Source organism: Paenibacillus spiritus (assembly GCF_008710135.1).
Classification (GTDB): domain Bacteria; phylum Bacillota; class Bacilli; order Paenibacillales; family Paenibacillaceae; genus Paenibacillus_AQ; species Paenibacillus_AQ glufosinatiresistens.
Genome location: NZ_VYKK01000003.1, coordinates 59,672 through 78,452 on the forward strand (window position 1 = coordinate 59,672; position 18,781 = coordinate 78,452).

The following is an 18,781-nucleotide window of genomic DNA, read 5'->3' on the forward strand; positions in this document are numbered from 1 at the left end:
ATAAAGGTGAGGTGACGAAGTGCCGGGATTTCAGGATTTAGGCGTTTCGGTAAGTTTAAGCACAACGTTAAAAGGACAGGGCATCGCGGTGCCGACGCCGGTACAGACGGAGGCGATTCCTCCGCTCGTTCAGGGACTGGACGTCATTGCCCGGGCCAAGACGGGGACAGGCAAGACGCTGGCGTTCCTGCTGCCCATTCTCGATAAAATCAAACCGGAGAAAGCTTATCCCCAGGCGCTGATTCTGGCGCCTACGCGGGAGCTGGCTCTGCAGATCACTGAGGAAGCGAAGAAGCTGACGCAGGGGACCGGCATCCGGCTGCTGGCGGTATACGGCGGCCAGGATGTGGAGAAGCAGCTGCGCAAGCTGGAAGGCGGCCGCCATCTGATTATCGGCACGCCGGGACGCCTGCTGGATCACATGCGGCGCGAGACGCTCAGCCTGGGCGGCGTGAACATGCTGGTGCTCGACGAAGCCGACCAGATGCTCCACATGGGCTTTCTGGAAGAGGTGGAGAGCATCATTACCGCCGTTCCGTCCCGGCGCCAGACGATGCTGTTCTCGGCGACGATGCCCGAGCCGATCAAGCGGCTGGCCTCGTTCTATATGAAGCAGCCGGTGGACATTACGATCCGGGGCAATTCGCCGATTCCGCTGTCGAACATCCGCCAGCTTGTGGTGGAATGCACGGACCGGCAGAAGGAAAGTGCCCTGAAGTCGCTGATCGAGCGGGACCGCCCCTATCTGGCCATGATCTTCTGCCGGACGAAGCGGCGGGTCTCGAAGCTGAACAACGCGCTTCGGGAAGCCGGCTATGACTGCGACGAGCTTCATGGAGATCTGTCGCAGAACAAGCGCGAGCAGGTGATGAAGACGTTCCGCGAGGCGAAGCTTCAGCTTCTGGTTGCGACAGATGTGGCAGCCCGGGGGCTGGATGTGGAAGGCGTGACGCATGTCTTCAATTACGATCTGCCGCTCGACGCAGACAGCTATATCCACCGGATTGGCCGGACCGGCCGCGCCGGAGGCAAGGGCATGGCGATTACGCTGGCCTCTCCGCATGACCGCGCCGGTCTGGAGATCATCGAGCGCGGCATCTCGCAGCGGCTGGAGCGCCGCCGCTATGAGCGCGGCGAGCTCGTCGAGGCCGCGGGCGGCGGCGCATCCGGCGGCCGCCGCAAGGACAGCGCCCCGCGCACCGCGCGCGGAGGCGGACCGGCTGCGGCCCGGCAGGGCGGCCGCGGCCCGGCGGAGACGCGCGGCGCAGGCGGCGCGCGCGGCAGTGCCGGCTCCCGGCCGGGAAGCCGGGGCAAGGACGCGGGCGGCTACGGAGCGCCCGCAGGCGGCGGCCGGGGAGGCCGGCCGCAGGCAGGTCCCGCCGCTGCGAAGCGCGGCGGACAGGGCCAGGGCGGACGCCCGGCGGCGGACAGCCGCGGCGGCAAGCCGGGCCGCGCGAGCCAGGGGCCGCGCGGGGGTCAGGGCCAAGGCGGCTCCTTCGGGGGCCGCAGCCAGGGTCAGGGACGCAGCGGCGGCAGCCGTGGCGGCCGTCCGGGCGGGCGCAGCGGCCGGTAAGCCGGCCCGGGTCCCGGATCGGCAGAGGCCCGGCGGCAGATGAACCGGGCCGGTATTTTGAGAGAGGAAGGTACCTGCATCATGAATAAGAAACTGGTGATGGCCCTGCTGATCCTTGTGGTGATAGGAATCGGCTGGGGATTCGGAAGATACGGCCTTCCGTCGGAGTGGGCAGACCGCGACGGCGGCGGCGGAACCGGTGTGCAGACCGGCGCAGGCGCCGAATCCACCCAGCCGCCGGAAGCGTCCTTATCGCCGCTTCCGGCTTCGGCGGTCCCGGCTGCTTCGTCCGGACCGGACGGGACGGCGGCGCCCGCTCCGTCGCCGGCCGGGGTGCCCGCGGCCTCTCCTTCGTCCAAGCCCTCTTCCGCCGCCGGCGGAGGAGCGCAGTCGGTCGTTACCGATCCGGACAGCGTAACGGTGATGGTCAACAAGCAGTACGGCCTGCCGGGCCAATACCGTCCGGATGATCTGGTCTATCCCGAGGTCCGGTTCCTCTTCAAGGAGAAGATCGAGAAGCGGATGATGCGCAAGGAAGCGGCAGAGGCGCTGGAGCGGATGTTCGGCGCGGCGCAGAAGGACGGGGTCTACCTCGCTGGCGTGTCGGCCTACCGTTCGGAGAAGACGCAGCGCAGTCTGTTCAACGCCTATGCGGCGCGCGACGGCGAAGAGAAGGCGCGGACCTACAGCGCGGTTCCCGGGTACAGCGAGCACCAGACGGGGCTTGCCATTGACGTGTCGGGAAGCGAAGGCAAGTGCGCAGCCGAGAGCTGTTTTGCCGGAACGAAGGAAGCGGAATGGCTGGCGGAGCATGCCTCCGAATACGGCTTCATTATCCGTTACCCCGAGGGCAAGGAGAGCATCACCGGCTACAAGTACGAGCCTTGGCATATCCGGTATGTCGGCACGGAGGCGGCGGGAATCATCGCTTCCGGCGGGCTGACGCTGGAGGAATACGAGAATGCGGTCCCGGCCAGCAAGTAGCGGGACGAGCCAGGCTCCGCCCCAGAGGCGGAGCCTTTTGTTCGCTTAAGGAGCCGGTCTGATTCACCTTCTTCCCCTCCGGTTAAGTAGTGGACAACTACGGATGTTAATCCGGAAGGAGGAGTTCACAATGTCCGAACATAATCATATGGTGAGCAAGGACGGCAGCGTGGAGGTCGGCCGGGTGAAGGAGACGCTGGACCGGATTGAGCCGGAACAGCGGGATGCGATTCTGGAGAACTTCGAGTCTTTCAAGGGATATTTGAGCAAGCGCATTCACCTCGCGGAGAAAATCGGACTCGGCGAGGAGCAGCTCGCCGTGGCGGCGGAGAAGGTAGCCGATTATCTGGCGGCCCACGAGGAGCCCCGCAACAGTGAAGAGAAGCTGCTGCTGGAGCTGTGGAAGCTGGGCACGAAGGAAGAGCGGCACAAGCTGGCTCACCTGCTGGTGAAGCTGGCCCAGTCTTCCTGATGGATGGACTTGTACGATTCGGATGCTCCAAGGCATCCTGGGCAGAAGGAGAGAGGCGCAGCTGGTCTGCGCCTCTTTCTTGTGCGTCAAGGGTCTGCTGCGCTGGCCGGTGCAGGGAGAGCCGGTCCGTCTGTGAAAATAAACCTTGACGCCCACCGTCCTCTTCGGGGAAGATCGGATAAGACAAGGACGCCGGATCAGGCGGCAGGAGGGTAACAGCAGACGATGAAGCGAATTGCGGAAGTGGCCGCGCAAGCGGGAATTGCGGAGGAACATCTGGAGTTGTACGGCAAATACAAGGGCAAATTGGCGCCCTCGCTGTGGGAAGAGCTGAAGGACCGGCCCAACGGACGGCTGGTACTGGTAACGGCGGTCAATCCGACCCCGGCCGGCGAAGGCAAGACCTTGACCACCATCGGGCTGTCCCAGGCGCTCAACGCCTGCGGGGTCAAGACGGTGGCGGCGCTGCGGGAGCCTTCTCTCGGTCCGTGTCTTGGCATGAAAGGCGGAGCAACCGGCGGCGGCCGGGCGCAGATCGTGCCGGCGGACGAGATCAATCTGCATTTTACCGGGGATATTCATGCGGTGACGTCGGCGCATAATCTGCTGGCGGCCATGATCGACAACCATTTGTTCCAGGGTAATGCGCTCGGTCTGGACCCGCAGCGGATTGTCTGGAAACGCGTCATGGATATGAACGACCGCAGTCTGCGGAGCATTGTCACCGGACTTGGAGACGGCAACGGGCCGGTGCGGGAGAGCGGATTCCAGATTACGACGGCCTCGGAGATCATGGCGGTGCTGTGTCTGTGCAGCAATCTTGCGGACCTGCGGGAACGGCTCGGCCGGATGCTGGTCGGCTATGACCGGGACGGGCGTCCGGTAACGGCCGAGAAGCTGGGTGCGGTGGATGCCATGACGGCGCTGCTGAAGGAAGCGGTGAAGCCGAACCTCGTTCAGACGCTGGAAGGAACGCCCGTCATCGTGCACGGGGGGCCGTTCGCCAATATCGCCCACGGGTGCAGCAGCGTGATCGGAACCCGCTATGCGCTGAAGCTGGGCGATGTCGTTGTAACCGAAGCGGGCTTCGGCGCCGACCTTGGCGCCGAGAAATTCATGGACATCAAATGCCGTCAGGCCGGTCTTGCGCCTTCGGCGGCGGTGCTCGTAGTTACGGTGAAATCCCTGAAGTACAACGGGGGAGCGGGAAAGGAAGAGCTGTATGCCCCGAACCGGCCGGCGCTGCTGGCGGGACTTTCGAATCTGGAGCGGCATGTGGAGAATCTCGGCAAATTCGGCGTTCCGGTGCTGGTGGCGCTGAACCACTTCGAGGGCGATCATCCGGCCGAGGTGGAGGAAGTGCTGGCAGCCTGCGCCCGGCTGGGCGTCCCGGCGGCGCTCTCTCGGGTATGGGCGGAGGGCGGCGCCGGAGGCCAGGAGCTGGCCGCGGCCTTAATGAAGCTGCTGGATGAAGGCAAGCCGGCGGCATTCGCTCCTCTGTATGAAGACGAACTCGACATTCCGGCGAAGATCACGAAGATTGTGACAGAGATCTACCGGGGGTCTTCGGTCGCTTTCAGTCCGGCGGCCAAACGCAGCCTGGCCATGATCGAGCGGCTTGGACTGAACAAGCTGCAGGTCTGCATGGCGAAGACGCCGTATTCGTTCTCGGATCAGCCCCGCCTGCTCGGGGCTCCCGAAGGATTCACGGTCCAGGTTCGCGATATTACGCTGTCGCTTGGGGCCGGATTCGCGGTAGTCATTACCGGCAGCATCGTAACGATGCCCGGTCTTCCGGCCAAGCCGGCGGCGGAAGCCGTGCATGTGGATGAGAACGGGCGGATTGCCGGTCTGTCTTAGGAGAAGCGGCAATTTCTGCATCAGCAGCAATCGGGAAGTCCTGCGGCGCGTCGCGCGCTGCGGGGCTTTTTGTGCTTCTTCATAATTGGCGGCCGTTCGGGGAACGCTATCCTTCAGGTCGTTTCTCTAAGGGTTCCGAAGCTTGCAGATTTCTTGCGTAAATGTGAACATTGTGAAAACAAGCACAAAAACAGTTGCTTTGTGATATATGTCACAATATAATAAGTGCATAAAGTGAAAAATATCACATCAGACACGAAACAACCCTTTGGAGGAGGAAGAAATCATGAAAGTAGCAGTTATCGGATGTACCCATGCCGGCACCGCGGCAATTGTCAATACAGCACAGCTCTACCCGGAAGCGGAGATCACGGTCTACGAACGCAATGATAATATTTCATTCCTGTCCTGCGGCATCGCGCTCTACGTCGGGGGCGTCGTTCAGGACCCGCAGGGGCTGTTCTACTCTTCGCCGGAGAAGCTGGCCGAGCTTGGCGTAAAGACCAAGATGCGGCATGAAGTCACAATGGTCGATACGAAGGCCAAGACGCTTCGCGCCAAGAACCTGGTGACCGGGGAAGAATTCGGCGATACCTACGACAAGCTGATTGTCACCACCGGCTCGTGGCCGATTGTGCCGAAGCTGCCGGGGATGGAGCTGGACAACATTCTGCTCTCCAAGAACTTTAACCATTCCAATACGATTATTGAAAAAGCGCAGAGCGTCAGACGAATCACGGTAGTCGGCGCCGGATATATCGGCGTTGAGCTGGTTGAAGCCTTCCAGATGAACGGCAAGGAAGTGACGCTGGTTGACGCCGAAGAACGGATTCTGAGCAAATACCTGGACGCCGAGTTCACCGGCCCGATTGAGCAGAGCCTGAGCGATCACGGCATCGCGCTTGCGCTGGGCGAGAAAGTGACGGGATTTGAAGGCAAGGACGGCAAAGTGACAACCGTCCTGACCGACAAGGGACGCTACGAGAGCGATCTGGTTATTCTCTGCATCGGCTTCCGCCCGAATACGGAGCTGTTGAAAGGCCAGGTCGAAATGCTGCCGAACGGTGCAATCCTTGTCGATAAATTCATGCGGACCAGCGCTCCCGATGTGTTCGCCGCCGGCGACAGCTGCGCCATCCATTACAACCCGACCGGCAAAAGCGCCTATATCCCGCTTGCGACCAACGCTGTCCGGATGGGTACGCTGGTTGCCCGCAACCTTGTTGCGGAGACCATTCCTTATATGGGCACTCAAGGAACATCGGGCATCAAGATTTACGAGGACAACATTGCCGGCACCGGCCTTACGGAAGATGCCGCCAAGGCGGAAGGCATCGACGCCGAAGCCGTGATGATTACCGACAACTACCGGCCCGAGTTCATGCCGACGCATGAGCAGGTGCAGCTCAAGGTCGTGTTCGAGCGGTCCACGCGCCGCATTCTCGGAGCCCAGATCATGTCGAAGATGGATCTGACGCAGTCGATCAATACCGTGTCCGTCTGCATCCAGAACGGAATGACCGTAGACCAGCTCGCCTTCATCGACTTCTTCTTCCAGCCGCATTACAACAAGCCGTGGAACTTCTTGAACACGGCCGGGCTGCAGGCGCTGCCCAAGACGGGCGCGAAGACCGAGACCCAAGAGCTTGTCGGAACGAAATAAGCGAGAGAAGTGACGATTAACCACAGCCGTCCGGCACCTGCCGGACGGCTTTTTGTTATGGCGTCGTGCCCGGACGGAGCGTTGACGGAGGTGCTCCGAGCCGAGAAGAAGGCAGATCGGAACAAGGCGAAGCGGGGCATGTGCGGGCAGGCGCTGTGCTTTTTTGACGTGTTGGTGAAAATTTTCACTTACTCTTTCTGAACGTGATATTTATCACGTTATTGTATGAGGCTCCGGGTTAAAATGAGGCAGAAGGCATAAAAGGAAAAATTTTAAGTAATTATAGAAGGGGATAGTACGATGGCTTACAACAAACCGCAGCAAATTGCGGAAGTGACGGTTGAGAACGGCATCAAGAAGGCGCATAATCCGCTCCTGACCGTCCTGATTCTCGGCTTTCTCGGCGGCGCGTTCATTGCGCTGGGCTTCCTGCTCGATATCCGGGTCATTGCAGGCGCACCGAAGGAATGGGGCTCGATTGCGAATTTCATCGGAGCCTCTGTCTTCCCGGTCGGTCTGATCCTGGTTCTGCTCGCAGGCGGCGAGCTGCTGACCGGCAATATGATGGCCGTGCCGCTGGCCTGGATGTCCCGCAAGATCTCCCTCTTGGAAGTCGTCAAGAATCTCGTGCTGATTACGCTGGCCAATCTGGCCGGCGCACTGTTCGTCGCTTATTTCTTCGGCCATGTCGTCGGCCTGACCTCGGATGGCGTCTATCTGGACAAAGTCGTCGATATGGCGGGCCATAAGCTGGACGCCACGTTCCTTCAGGCATTTGTGTCCGGCATCGGCTGTAACTGGCTGGTAGCGCTGGCGGTCTGGCTCTCTTACGGCGCCGATAACTTCAGCGGCAAAATCCTCGGCATCTGGTTCCCGACCATGGCGTTCGTCGCCATCGGATTCCAGCACGTTGTTGCCAACATGTTCCTGATTCCGGCGGCCATCTTCGAGGGCCATTATTCCTGGGGCGAATACTTCGGCAACTTCGCGCCGGTGTGGCTCGGCAACCTGACAGGCGGGGCCATCTTCGTGGCGGCGGCCTACTGGAACGCCTATCTGCGCAAGGACGGCGCAACGCTGCAGCCGGTAGAAGGCTCGGCGCCCGCGAGCGTCAAGAAGCACGCCTAATCCCTCGGATTCAAGGAGAGGCGAAATGGATATACGGCTCTATCCCGGGATTCGGGATAGAGCTTTTTGGCATACCGGAAGAAGATAAACCCGCAAAAAAATCGCCGAACCCAGCCGGCTCGGGGGAACGAAACCGGTAGGGTTACGGCGACTATGAAAGGGTTTGCTTCATTCCCTATTACCCTGGCAAGTCTTGGTTGAAACATGAGGTTCACAGCAAATTTAGAAGTCTTTGCTTCATAAGCCGGGCGATTATACAATGAAAGGGATGTACTGCTTCACAGCGTCAATGTAAAGGCTTGCCCTCTTCTTCCGATCAAGCAATACTGGATAGATTGATAATGACAGACCAACCAATAGGGGACACCAGCCAAATGAAGTTTCTGAATGACTATCCTAAAGAGATCAAGCTGTTTCTGCTCGCCAGCCTGATCAGCGCCGTCGGCAGCTCGCTGATGTGGCCGCTGGTCAGCATGTATGTCTTCGACGAACTCGGCCGGAGCATGAAGGACGCCGGGTTCATTATTCTGATTCAATCGCTTGGCGGAATCTTCGGCCAGCTTCTCGGCGGTTCGCTGTATCATAAGCTTGGCGTGAACCGGCTGATCGTCGGCGCCCTGTCGTTGACCGCCCTGTCGCTGTTCTCCATTCCGGCGGTCAGCGGCCATTGGGCGCTCATGGTCGGCGCGATGGGGCTGTTCGGCTTGTTCAACGGGCTGTCGATGCCGGCGATTCAAGCCTTTATCGGCTTTCGCTTTCCGCGCCGCCGGGCGGAGCTGTTCAATACGATCTATGTCGCCAACAATATCGGCGTGGCCATCGGAACGGCGCTCAGCGGCTTCCTCGCCGATGTGTCCTATCTGGCGAGCTTTGCGCTGAACGGGGTGACCACGGCTGCCTTCGCCGCGTTCTTCTTCTTCTACCTGCGGCGGATCGGTCCGGGTTCGGCGGAGCCGGAGGCACCGGCGGATGAACCGCGTCCGCAGACGAAGCCGCGTACCGCCTCGACCTGGACGCTGATGGGCAACACCCGGCTCTATCTGTACATGTCGCTCGGTTCCTTGTTCCTTCTGGTCGGCAACTCGATCTGGAACACGGGCGTCTCTCCCTTCATTATATCGGAGGGCTGGCCGAAGCGGGCTTACGGTCTGCTGTGGACGCTCAACGGCGTATTGATCTTCGTTGCCCAGCCGCTGGTCAGCCTGATCAAGCGTCTCTGCGCTTCGACTTCGACTGCGCAGATGACGGCCAGCGCCGTCTTCTATCTGTCCGGCTATGTCGTCATCCTGACGATTCCGACCTATCCGGGACTGCTGCTGGCCATGGTGCTGGCGACGCTTGGCGAGATGCTGATCTCCCCCGCGATGCCGGCCTTTATCTCGGAACGCGCCGACCAGGGCGCGCCGTTCTATCTCGGGCTCAGCGGCGGGATTGGGGCGGTCGGCCGGGTGCTTGGACCGCTGTTCATGGGCAGTCTGTACGATGAAGGCGGACTCGCGCCGACAGCGTGGCTGGCCTGCGGGATAGCGGTGCTGTCGGTCGGATTCTTTGCTCTCCATGCCTGGGTTAATCGGGAGCAACGGGGGAGCCGCAGGGTGGCGGCCGGATCGGAACGGACGTCCGGATAAGGATGAATGCCAAGGGGGGGCCCGGCTGCTTCCCCGGGGGATTTTGGTAGAAGCAGCATAAAGAGAGGCAGGTAGAGAATACTCATGATGCGTCAACATCCAGGATTGCCTGAACCGCTAACCGCCGGCATCCGGCTGTCCGAATTCCGCGATGCCCGGGAGCTGATCGGCATTGACCATGCCGTCTGGAACGATTCGACCGCTCCTGCGCCGCTGGTATGGCAGTCGCCGGAGGATTTTCGCTTCCATGCGCCTCCGGGTTCGCAGCTTGTCGCCGTGGACCGGGGAAGAATCTGCGGATATCTCGGCTTCGGCTGTCCCAGCGGAACGGCCAGCAACCGGCATGTCTACGAAATCCATATCGCCGTCCATCCGGAGCTGCGGAACCGCGGCTTCGGGACCGCTCTGATGGACGCGATGAAGGAGCTTGCCGCCGAGCGGCGGATTCGCAAGCTTCGCCTGCGGGTATTGTCGAGCAATGAGCCGGCTCTGCGGTTCTATGCCAAATGCGGCTTTGAGGAAGAGGGCCGCCTCCGCGAGGAGTTTTATCTGAAGGGACGCTATGTGGACGAAGTGTTCCTGGCTTACCGTCTGGAGAGCGGACCGAACCAAGAGAGGAAGGCGGGACAGCAATGAGAGTGATCCAGCTTAGCGTCGGCCAGCCGGCGCCGGTGGAGTACCGGGGCAAGCCGGTGGAGACCGGAATCTACAAGCAGCCGGTGGAAGGGCCGCTGCGGGTGGCGTTTCATGGCATCACGGGCGACGGTCAGGGCGACCTTGTCCACCACGGGGGACCCGACAAGGCGGTCTGCGCCTATCCTTCGGAGCATTATGCCTACTGGGCGTCATGGCTCGGCCGGCCGCCGGGCAGCGCGGCGTTCGGCGAGAACGTGACGACCGAGGGTCTGCTGGAGACCGAGGTGTGCATCGGCGACCTGTACGAAGTCGGCACCGCGCTGCTTCAGGTCAGCCAGCCGCGCTATCCGTGCTTCAAGCTGTCGCTGAAGCACGGGCCTGCCGAGTTCCCGGCCCGGGTGCTCGAGACCGGGTACAGCGGCTTCTACTTCCGCGTGCTGCGCGAAGGCGAGATTGCCGCGAACTCGGCAATCGTCAAGGTCGCCCGGGGGGAGGGCGGCGTCACCGTCCGCCGCGTGCTCCGGGCGATGGAAGTCGGCCGGCGCGATCCGTCCGGTCTGGAAGAGCTGGCCGCCTTGACGGCGCTGTCCGAAGGCATCCGCCGGGATTTTCGCGAGTGGATGGGGCGGGCGTGAGAGGGCTTTTCCTGAGTGCCCGGACTCTTGCCTGTTATCCGTTCCTGTTCCAAAGACCCACGCGGAACTCGACCTTTCTATACCGTAAATCTCTCTTTAGATAGATTTGACCCGATCTTAAGATTCAATTCTTGGATTCTCCGGAGAACGGAATAGATAAACGGTTGAACTTCGCCTCCTATCGTTCGCTTATACGAACGATAGGAGGCTTTTTTATTTCATTTTATAGGCGTTTTAACATGAAAACAGAAGTTTTGTCGAAATTGTTTTGAATTAGATATATCTGTGTATAAACCTAGCGTTTGGCGGGTTTTTTGGCATTTATTCTAAATTGGGGGGAATACACAGCATGCATCGCAAGAAAAAGGCCTATTCAACCTTACTGATTTTGCTCGTTCTGGCGTTCGTTTTAACGACTCCGGTATGGGGGGCCGGATATGGAGGCCGGGCCGGGTATATTTCCGGATCGTCTCTTGATGAGCCGCTGCCTTCACTGCCGCCGACTTCGGAAGCTCTTGCTTCCAAGCCGGATGCCTTGCTTAGAAACAGTCAGAACGCCGATTCCAAATCATCCGTTACTTCCTCCGTATATCTTAAAGCTCCAACGCCTGATAAACCCTCTTCATCGCTTGAGCTCAAAGACAAGCGCACCCTCAACACCAAGACCTACCTCCTTGGCAAAGACACCTATGAAACGGTTGTAAGCAGCGAGCCTCTGCATTATCAGGACCAAGAGGGCAACTGGCAGGACATTTCACTGTCGATCGCCGACGAGAATGAATTGACGGCGACCCAGGAGGTGCCGTGGTCCAAAGATGCGCTTCCTGAAGTGCCAGCTCCCGTCTTAAAGGACGGCAGCGGCAAGCTGCGGACGGCTCCCAATCTTCAGAAGCTGACGAAAGACGCCTTCCGCGCTCTTCAGGTGCCGTTCGACATCCGGATTGGCAAGCAGTTCAAGCAAGGCTATGAGATCGGCAAGGGAGAAAGCAGGTTGAGCTTTGTGCCCGTAGGAGCCAATCCAAGCCATGCTGTCCGCCAGAAGGATGAAAATGGGGGTGCTTATATTCGCTATGCGTCTGCCTGGTCGGCAACCTATGTGGACCTGCAGCTGATTCCGAGCGGGCTCAAAGAAACCATTGTGCTCGAATCCGCAAGCGCGCCTTCCTCCTTCACCTATGAAGTAACCTCTGGACTGGGGAAAGACTTGAAATGGGGGAATCTGCAAATTGATCCCGCTTGGCTGATCGATGCCAAGGGCGTCTATCGGGAAGTATCCCAGACCATACGTACGGAAGGCGGAAAAACCTATCTGGATCTCCGCCCTGATCTTAGCGGCCTGGCCTATCCGGTTCGCATTGACCCGACCATTCGCTTAACCGGGGTTAACAACAACATGATGGATACCACGGTAAACGCCCATGAACCGGACCGCAATTATGGCTCCGAGCCTAGGCTATATACCGGTAAGGATACGAACGGCAACCAGTTCCGCACCTTGCTGAAATTTGATCTCAGCCAGATTCCGGCAGGCGAGTATCAAGTTCTGGAGGCCTATCTGACCCTGAATCAGACGGCAGAATATCAATATAATGCCTACACCAATGTAGAATTGCAACGGATTACAAGCGCGTGGGATGAGAACGCAGTGACCTGGAATACCCAGCCGGCCTATGCACCTGATGCCGATGGGCATCCTTATGCCAGTGCGCCGGTCTACGGCGAGGGGCAGCAGATCTTTGCGATTAAAGATCTGGCGGAAGAGTGGCTGAACGGCTTATATCCGAACTACGGGATTGAGCTTCATGCCGACAATGCGGCCGCCCCGAATGTCAAGAAGTACGTGTCTTCCAATACAACCGCCCAGAGCGACTATCCTTCTCTGACATTGAAGTACGTTCTTCCCGATCAGACTTGGAGCAGTACGACGGCCAATGCCGATGCTCTGGGAAGCTTCAACCAGAAGAAGATTGATTATACATCGGACGGTTACGAATGGCTGCTGGTCCGGGACGGCAAGAATCTCAAGATTGTCGGCAAAAGCCCGGATGACAGCGTCTGGTTCAAGGCCGGAAGCTCCGAATTGTCAGCCGCTAATGCATCCTTCTATATCGATCAGGATGATTATGGACATGTGGCCTATAAGGCATCCGATGGCTCTGTCAGGTATGTCCGGGCTAACTATAACCCAACCTCTCACCGCTGGACATTCGGGACACCGGTGACGGTCTCGACCGATCCCTCGGTGAATTATCCGGATCTGGTCGTCCACCGGGCTCTCGCCGGCGGGGGCTGGAATGTGCACATTGTGACTTCCAAGAACAATGCGTCCGCCAACAGCACCCTGTATAACCGGATGGATATCTCCGCTTCTGGCATCGCCGGTGCACCGGGCGCTGCAACCGTACTGGACAGCGGCTCTGTGGGAGCCCCAACCTGGCCCTCCATTGACTTTCAGCACACGCCGACTTCCAGCGAACGAGGCAAGGCTGTAAAGGACGGACAGCCCGCGCTGTTCGTTGCCTGGAACTCGGGCAATGCCGGCGGCGGATTGGGCATTCGCTACAAACAGGCGGCGTACAGCGCAGGAAGCTGGAGCTGGGGAAGCGAACAGGCAGTGGATGAGAGCCGTTATACCCTGTCGGATCGCGATTGGTTCCTGAGTGTCTATGACGGAAGCCGGTCCGTGGTCTTTGGGGCGCTGCGGGGCACCTCGGATCAACAGAATTTATTGGCGTATACGTTCACGGAAGCGGGCAAAGTACAGAATCTGCTTGTCACCGGCGTAAGCGAGGGCAAACAGGCGCTGTATGGCTCGGGGAGCTATGATGCGCAGGGGAATCTGTATTTTACCGGATTGTCCAAATCCGGAGGCGACTTCATCACCTTTAAGTGGCTCCGGGCCAGCACGTCCCTCACCCTGCCGAAGACGCTGATGGCTTCAAGCGGAACGGCTTACGCGGTAATGAAGCGGGGAGACAGCTTTAACCGGATCGAGCTGGCGACGAGCCATCCGTCCGGGTCGGAACCCGGGGTATATGAAGTGGAGCACAGCGTCATTCTGGATACGGTCGAACGCCAGTTCACCCAGTATGCGTATGATGCCGCCTCCCGGCTGAAATATATCCTGATGCAGAGCGGCGACGGCATCAAGTTCACGTATGACGCGGCCGGAAATCTGACAAGACGCGAGCTTGACGAGCAGCCGGATACGAACGGCAGCAATCTGCTGATTAACGGCGGTTTTGAGGTCACAGAGACGACTCCGGGCGCGGATAATCCGACCGATCCGAACTATGGCTGGAGAACGTATACGGAGCCCGGCAGTACGGGAACGTATACCCCTGTCGATCAGCCGGTTGACCGGGGAACAAAAGCCATGAAACTGACCGTAAGCGGCCTTGCCGCTTGGAAGAGCGATTTTGTCTACCAGACGATCGGGGTTAATGCGGGACAACCGTTCCGGCTAAGCGGCAAGATCAACAAGCAAAGCCTGAATCAGGCAGTGGCCGCCCTATCCGTTGAATTTCTGGCAGGAGATCTGACGGTGCTCGGCAGCTATGAGCAGACCTCTTCAGGGGTATCGTCAGGCTATGAGACGCTGCTCAAGAAAGGTTGGATTCCGGAGGGGACCGTATTTGCCAAGGTCTACGTCAAGATTAATTCGACCGGTTCAGGGGCAGCCGGAACGGTGTTCGCCGATCAGATCAAGCTGGAATACGAGGACAGCAACCAAGTGTGGAATCCGGGCTTCGAGGTAACGGACGACGGTGCACCGTATGCCTGGTCTACCTACACAGCCACGGGGGCAACGGCAAGCTTCAGCTCCGTTACCGAAGCGTTTGAAGGAACACGGGCAATTCGGGTTACAACTCAGAACCAGGGAGCGGGAGCTTATTCCTTCGCTCATCAGACTCACGGAATCGGTGCGGGCGAGCCTTATACGGCAAGCGTCGCTTACCGGGCGGACGGGTTGTCGAACGCTGCTGCCGTACTGGCCCTTCAGTTCTTTGACGAGAATGGGGGCAGTCTGGGCTGGATTGAACAGACCGGCAATCTGGCTGGAAACTACGGCAGTCTCGTACTGGGCGGCAATGCTCCCGACGGGGCGGTCTCGATCAAGATCATGACCGGCATCAAAGGAACGGGCACAGGCGGTCAGGGCAGCGTCTACTTCGATAAGGCCAGCTTGAACATTACACCAAATTGAGAGATTCCGACTATATTCGATGAGAAGCGAGGGGAAGCAGTTTGAAGAAACGTAGTTTTGGTAAAAGGGGTTCTGCACGAGTGCTGGCTGCTCTGTTATCGGTCACCCTGCTTACGCAGGGGATTCCCGCAGAGCGAAGCAGCGTCTATGCCGATTCTGCCGACAATTCGGTGGCGCTGAACAATCTGGCGACGACTAAGGCCATCTACGATATCGCGGTCAATACGCCAAATAACGGCATTGCCGGGGGGGAGGAGGTATCGAATCTGACCGGGACGATGACCTTGACGGCAACGGATCTGGTTTTCCCGGGACGTAACGGCCTGGATGTATCGCTTACCCGAGTTTACAGCACGCGCGACAGTAATTTGAGCAATCCGAGGGCCATTACCTCGAATACTTCAGCGCCTTATTATTACAGTAACGATTCATCCTGGGACAAGTACACCTGGAACGAGAAGCGTTACAACCTGGGGGCGGGCTGGTCTTTCGCCTTCCCCTCTGTGGAATTCAGAGGGACGGAGCCGTTCCTGCATATGACGGACGGCAATGTCTACCGCATCGCGGGAACGGGCTCTGCCCGTACCATTGAGGGCTACCCGCTCCAGGACAAGACCTTCTCCGCTGCCTCCGGGACGATCGGAGGAATGACGGCTGCCTACAAGCTGACCGACCTGGACCAGACCTCCGTCTATTTTGATGACAGCGGACGCTGGATCGGTACCCGGGACGCCTATGGCAACGAAGTCGCAGTAGCTTATGTTACCAAACCGGTCTTCGGCGGAACCAGTGTTCCGCTCATTGCCTCGATCACCAGTACCGGCGGCCGGGTTATTGCTTTTGACTATCCGGATGCCAACACAGTAACGGTTACGTACCCCATTGACGGAACGAGGAGCGGCAAGCTGGTCTACAACAAGACGGCCCTTGCGGGGCAGACGAATGAAATGGTGCTGTCCTCTGTAGACACCTACACTTCTATCGACAGTGCAAACAGCGCCAACAGCAAGAAGCTGACGACCTCGTATACGTACAGTCCGAAGACGGCGGCTTTCGATTACGAAACGGCCGATACGACAAAAGCGAACGGCTCCATCGTGTATGCGCTATTGAACAAGGTGACTTATCCGACCGGCGCATCCAGCAACTATAGCTACGAGAATACTCCGCAGAAAAAGTTCCTCGGCGCAGCCGGATATCTGGAGTATTACCGGTTGTCCGAGCGGTATGACAGCCTGAAAGGGCCGGCCGGTACGGCCCAGAGAACCGGATATACCAAGTATAGCTATGATGCCAAAAACTTCTCCGGCTACGGGGTCTCCGGTGAGACGGACCCGGATAACCGGACCGCGAGTTTCAGCGTGACCAACAGCATGCGGACATTCACCGATCCGGATACGGCTTCGCCTTCCCAGGATCGGCTCGTAGAGAGCAAGACCTATAGCAGCAAGTATTTACTGACCTCTTATACGGCAGAGAAGCAGGGCGAATATAAGCAGACCACAACGTACAGCTATGATGCGCAGGTGGAGCTGCCTACAGCGGTGCGGGATACTTTTTACAGTATCGACGGCAGTCAGGGTTCTTCCTACACCGAGTACCAATACACCTATGACCCCTACGGCAATGTGCTGACCGAGACCGACCCCAAGAACTACAAGACCACCTATGCCTATCACAGCACCTTCCGGGGCATCCCGGTGTCCAAGACGACGGCTTACGGTTCCGCCGGCAGCAGCCCGGTTACGGAGAAAATTATTCAGACCGTCTCCCCGACCAAACCGGAAGTCAGCAAGGTGGAACAGAAGTACAAGAACAAGCCGACGGATACCGCCGAGCAGACGGATACCACGGAATTCACTTACGATGCCTACGGCAACGTACTGACGACCAAGCGGCTGTTGGAGAACAACCGCAGCCAACTGACCACCTATACCTATGACAGCAACAGCCTGTTCCCGGTCAGCGTGAAGCAGAATGTGACCAAGAACGGAACGACGCGCACTATTGAGGAGAAGTATGAGTTCACCTCCGGCACCGGCTGGGAAAAGGGCTATCTGGATCCCAATGCCGTCAAGGCCGGCACGAGTGCGGCTTCCAGCCGCAAATACGAAACGGAATATGACCTGACCGGCCGGGTCACAAAGATTAAATCGTCGATGGTGAGCGGCGAATCGGCCAAGCCGGAACGGACGTTCAGCTACACCTACGACACGGCGAACCAGACGTATACCGTGCAGGGGGTCGATGAGGAAGGCAACAAGACCGTCAGCCTCTATGATGGTCTCGGACGCATCCGAGAGGTGAAGGCTCCGTCGGCCAATACCGTGATGGACAGCACGACCGCGTCGCACACCCCGGTGACCAAGCAGACGTTTACGTATAACGGGCTGGGGGAAGTGATTGGCGTTAAGGACGGCAACAATCATACGATTACTTACGAGTACGATAATTTAGGAAGAGTCAAGCAAGAGACCACTTCTCTTGGACAAGTTCTGGGGCATTCCTATAATGACGTGCTCCACAGTTCAACTACAACACGTCCTATTACGTCATCTACCACTGCAACTACTGAAATTACAAGCGATGAATTAGGACGTATGACTAATATCAAACAATTAAACAGCGATCCAACCAAGAGTGAGGTATTGCAAAGATCAATCGCCTATGAAGTAGGAGGAGATCCTTTTCAAGTTCAAACCATAGACGGTCGCAACAACACTGCAACTTATAAAGGAAATGGACTGGGATTAGTAACAGAAGTTCAACAAAACATAAACGGAATCAATCAGACTGCTACCTATGGCTATAACAAACTCAGAAAAATCACGAACAAATCTGTCGATGGACAGATCCTCGCCTCTTATGATTATAATGAGCTTGGTCAGCGCGTATCCAAGGCGGATGCGACAAGCGGGATTGAGACATACAACTACGACGACAACGGCAACCTAACGGATGGCACCGACCGGCTCGGCAACCCGGCCCGGCACACGTACGACGAGCGCAACCAGCTGACCGGCTGGGACTACGGCTCTGTCGGCAGTGCAGTGACCGCCACGTTCACCTACTACAAGAACGGTCTGCGCAAGTCGATGACCGATGAGACGGGTACCACCCAGTATCAATACAACCGGGATTTGACACTGCGCGGGGTTACTTACCCAGACGGCAAAACGATTCAGTACGAATACGATAATGCCGGGAATCGGACGAAGATGACCGATCCCTTTGGGGCAATTACTCTGTATGCGTATGATGATGATAACCGTTTGACTAAAGTGAGCTTCAAAGCCAATGCTTCCGCGGTGGAAAGTACGCAGGCCACTTACGTATACTCTGGCAGTGTGCTTGATAAGATTACGTATGGAAATGGATTAGTGACGCAGTATTTCTATGAGGATGGATTTGGACGATTAACGAAGGTCCAGCATCTTAAGGGTTCTTCGGTGATAAATGAATACAAATATTCCTACGATGGGAATGGGAATATTACACAGCGCACCAGCAATGGCAAGACAGAAACTTTTGCTTACGATGAGCTTGATCGCATAATTTCCAGCACGGAGGGTAATGAACAGTATAGTTATGACAAAAAAGGAAATCGTCTCGTTCAACTTTCTACAGCTACGTCTATTAGTACGGACTCCGTTAACTTCACTTATGATAAAGCCAATCAATTGAAGTCCGTAACTCGCAACGGTATCGCCACCAGCTACAAATATGACGGCGATGGATTGATGCGAGAAAGAACTAGCGGTGGGAAGACCACTCGATTCTACTATGACGGGCAGAATATCATCGCTGAAGGATCAGTCTCCGGCAATAGCGTAAGCTTCCAGACTCGATACATCCGGGGATCGCAGCTTATCAGCATGACCAATCAGTCGGGCGCACAGGGATACTATTTGCTGAATGGACATGGCGATGTTGTAAGCCTGTACAAACAGGACCAAACCTTGTTGAGTACCTATGACTACGACATTTGGGGTAAT

At 57.9% G+C, this 18,781-nt stretch carries 11 protein-coding genes; all 11 read left to right on the forward strand.

The annotated features are described in order from the left end of the window. Window positions 1-19: 19 nt before the first annotated feature. On the forward strand, window positions 20-1,573 hold the full coding sequence (locus F4V43_RS01390) for a DEAD/DEAH box helicase (protein ID WP_150456453.1): 1,554 nt from the start codon (window positions 20-22) through the stop codon (window positions 1,571-1,573). Window positions 1,574-1,654: 81 nt separating this feature from the next. Further along, window positions 1,655-2,557, forward strand: a complete 903-nt coding sequence (locus tag F4V43_RS01395; protein WP_150456454.1) for a D-alanyl-D-alanine carboxypeptidase family protein — start codon at window positions 1,655-1,657, stop codon at window positions 2,555-2,557. Between the two features lie 130 nt (window positions 2,558-2,687). Further along, window positions 2,688-3,029, forward strand: coding sequence for a DUF3243 family protein (locus tag F4V43_RS01400; protein ID WP_150456455.1), 342 nt, complete (start codon window positions 2,688-2,690; stop codon window positions 3,027-3,029). A 225-nt stretch (window positions 3,030-3,254) separates the two neighbouring features. Further along, window positions 3,255-4,889 (forward strand): formate--tetrahydrofolate ligase, encoded by a 1,635-nt coding sequence (locus F4V43_RS01405; RefSeq protein WP_150456456.1) that lies wholly within the window; start codon window positions 3,255-3,257, stop codon window positions 4,887-4,889. Between the two features lie 286 nt (window positions 4,890-5,175). Beyond that, a complete protein-coding gene (locus F4V43_RS01410) occupies window positions 5,176-6,552 on the forward strand; it encodes an FAD-dependent oxidoreductase (RefSeq protein WP_150456457.1) in 1,377 nt (458 codons plus the stop codon). Window positions 6,553-6,852: 300 nt separating this feature from the next. Continuing rightward, window positions 6,853-7,680: a formate/nitrite transporter family protein gene (locus F4V43_RS01415; RefSeq protein ID WP_150456458.1), complete on the forward strand. Its 828-nt coding sequence runs from the start codon at window positions 6,853-6,855 to the stop codon at window positions 7,678-7,680. 374 nt (window positions 7,681-8,054) lie between these two features. Next, window positions 8,055-9,308 carry an MFS transporter gene (locus tag F4V43_RS01420; protein WP_150456459.1) on the forward strand — a complete coding sequence of 418 codons (1,254 nt, stop codon included), beginning with the start codon at window positions 8,055-8,057 and terminating at the stop codon, window positions 9,306-9,308. Window positions 9,309-9,392: 84 nt separating this feature from the next. Continuing rightward, window positions 9,393-9,944 (forward strand): GNAT family N-acetyltransferase, encoded by a 552-nt coding sequence (locus F4V43_RS01425; protein ID WP_223879739.1) that lies wholly within the window; start codon window positions 9,393-9,395, stop codon window positions 9,942-9,944. Beyond that, a complete protein-coding gene (locus tag F4V43_RS01430) occupies window positions 9,941-10,579 on the forward strand; it encodes an MOSC domain-containing protein (protein ID WP_150456460.1) in 639 nt (212 codons plus the stop codon). Before F4V43_RS01425 ends, F4V43_RS01430 begins: the two co-directional genes overlap by 4 nt. A 349-nt stretch (window positions 10,580-10,928) precedes the next feature. Then, the gene (locus F4V43_RS01435; RefSeq protein ID WP_150456461.1) at window positions 10,929-14,786 is read left to right on the forward strand and encodes a DNRLRE domain-containing protein; all 3,858 of its coding nucleotides are present in this window, start codon (window positions 10,929-10,931) and stop codon (window positions 14,784-14,786) included. A gap of 80 nt (window positions 14,787-14,866) precedes the next feature. Next, window positions 14,867-18,781, forward strand: a 3,915-nt coding sequence (locus F4V43_RS01440) for an RHS repeat protein (protein ID WP_150456462.1), incomplete at its 3' end; no start/stop codon positions are given.

Excerpts from the sequence above, each read along its gene's own strand:
- F4V43_RS01395 (WP_150456454.1), top strand. The coding sequence starts at position 1,655 with ATGAATAAGAAACTGGTGATGGCCCTGCTGATCCTTGTGGTGATAGGA.
- F4V43_RS01400 (WP_150456455.1), top strand. The coding sequence starts at position 2,688 with ATGTCCGAACATAATCATATGGTGAGCAAGGACGGCAGCGTGGAGGTC.
- F4V43_RS01405 (WP_150456456.1), top strand. The coding sequence starts at position 3,255 with ATGAAGCGAATTGCGGAAGTGGCCGCGCAAGCGGGAATTGCGGAGGAA.
- F4V43_RS01410 (WP_150456457.1), top strand. The coding sequence starts at position 5,176 with ATGAAAGTAGCAGTTATCGGATGTACCCATGCCGGCACCGCGGCAATT.
- F4V43_RS01415 (WP_150456458.1), top strand. The coding sequence starts at position 6,853 with ATGGCTTACAACAAACCGCAGCAAATTGCGGAAGTGACGGTTGAGAAC.
- F4V43_RS01420 (WP_150456459.1), top strand. The coding sequence starts at position 8,055 with ATGAAGTTTCTGAATGACTATCCTAAAGAGATCAAGCTGTTTCTGCTC.
- F4V43_RS01425 (WP_223879739.1), top strand. The coding sequence starts at position 9,393 with ATGATGCGTCAACATCCAGGATTGCCTGAACCGCTAACCGCCGGCATC.
- F4V43_RS01430 (WP_150456460.1), top strand. The coding sequence starts at position 9,941 with ATGAGAGTGATCCAGCTTAGCGTCGGCCAGCCGGCGCCGGTGGAGTAC.
- F4V43_RS01435 (WP_150456461.1), top strand. The coding sequence starts at position 10,929 with ATGCATCGCAAGAAAAAGGCCTATTCAACCTTACTGATTTTGCTCGTT.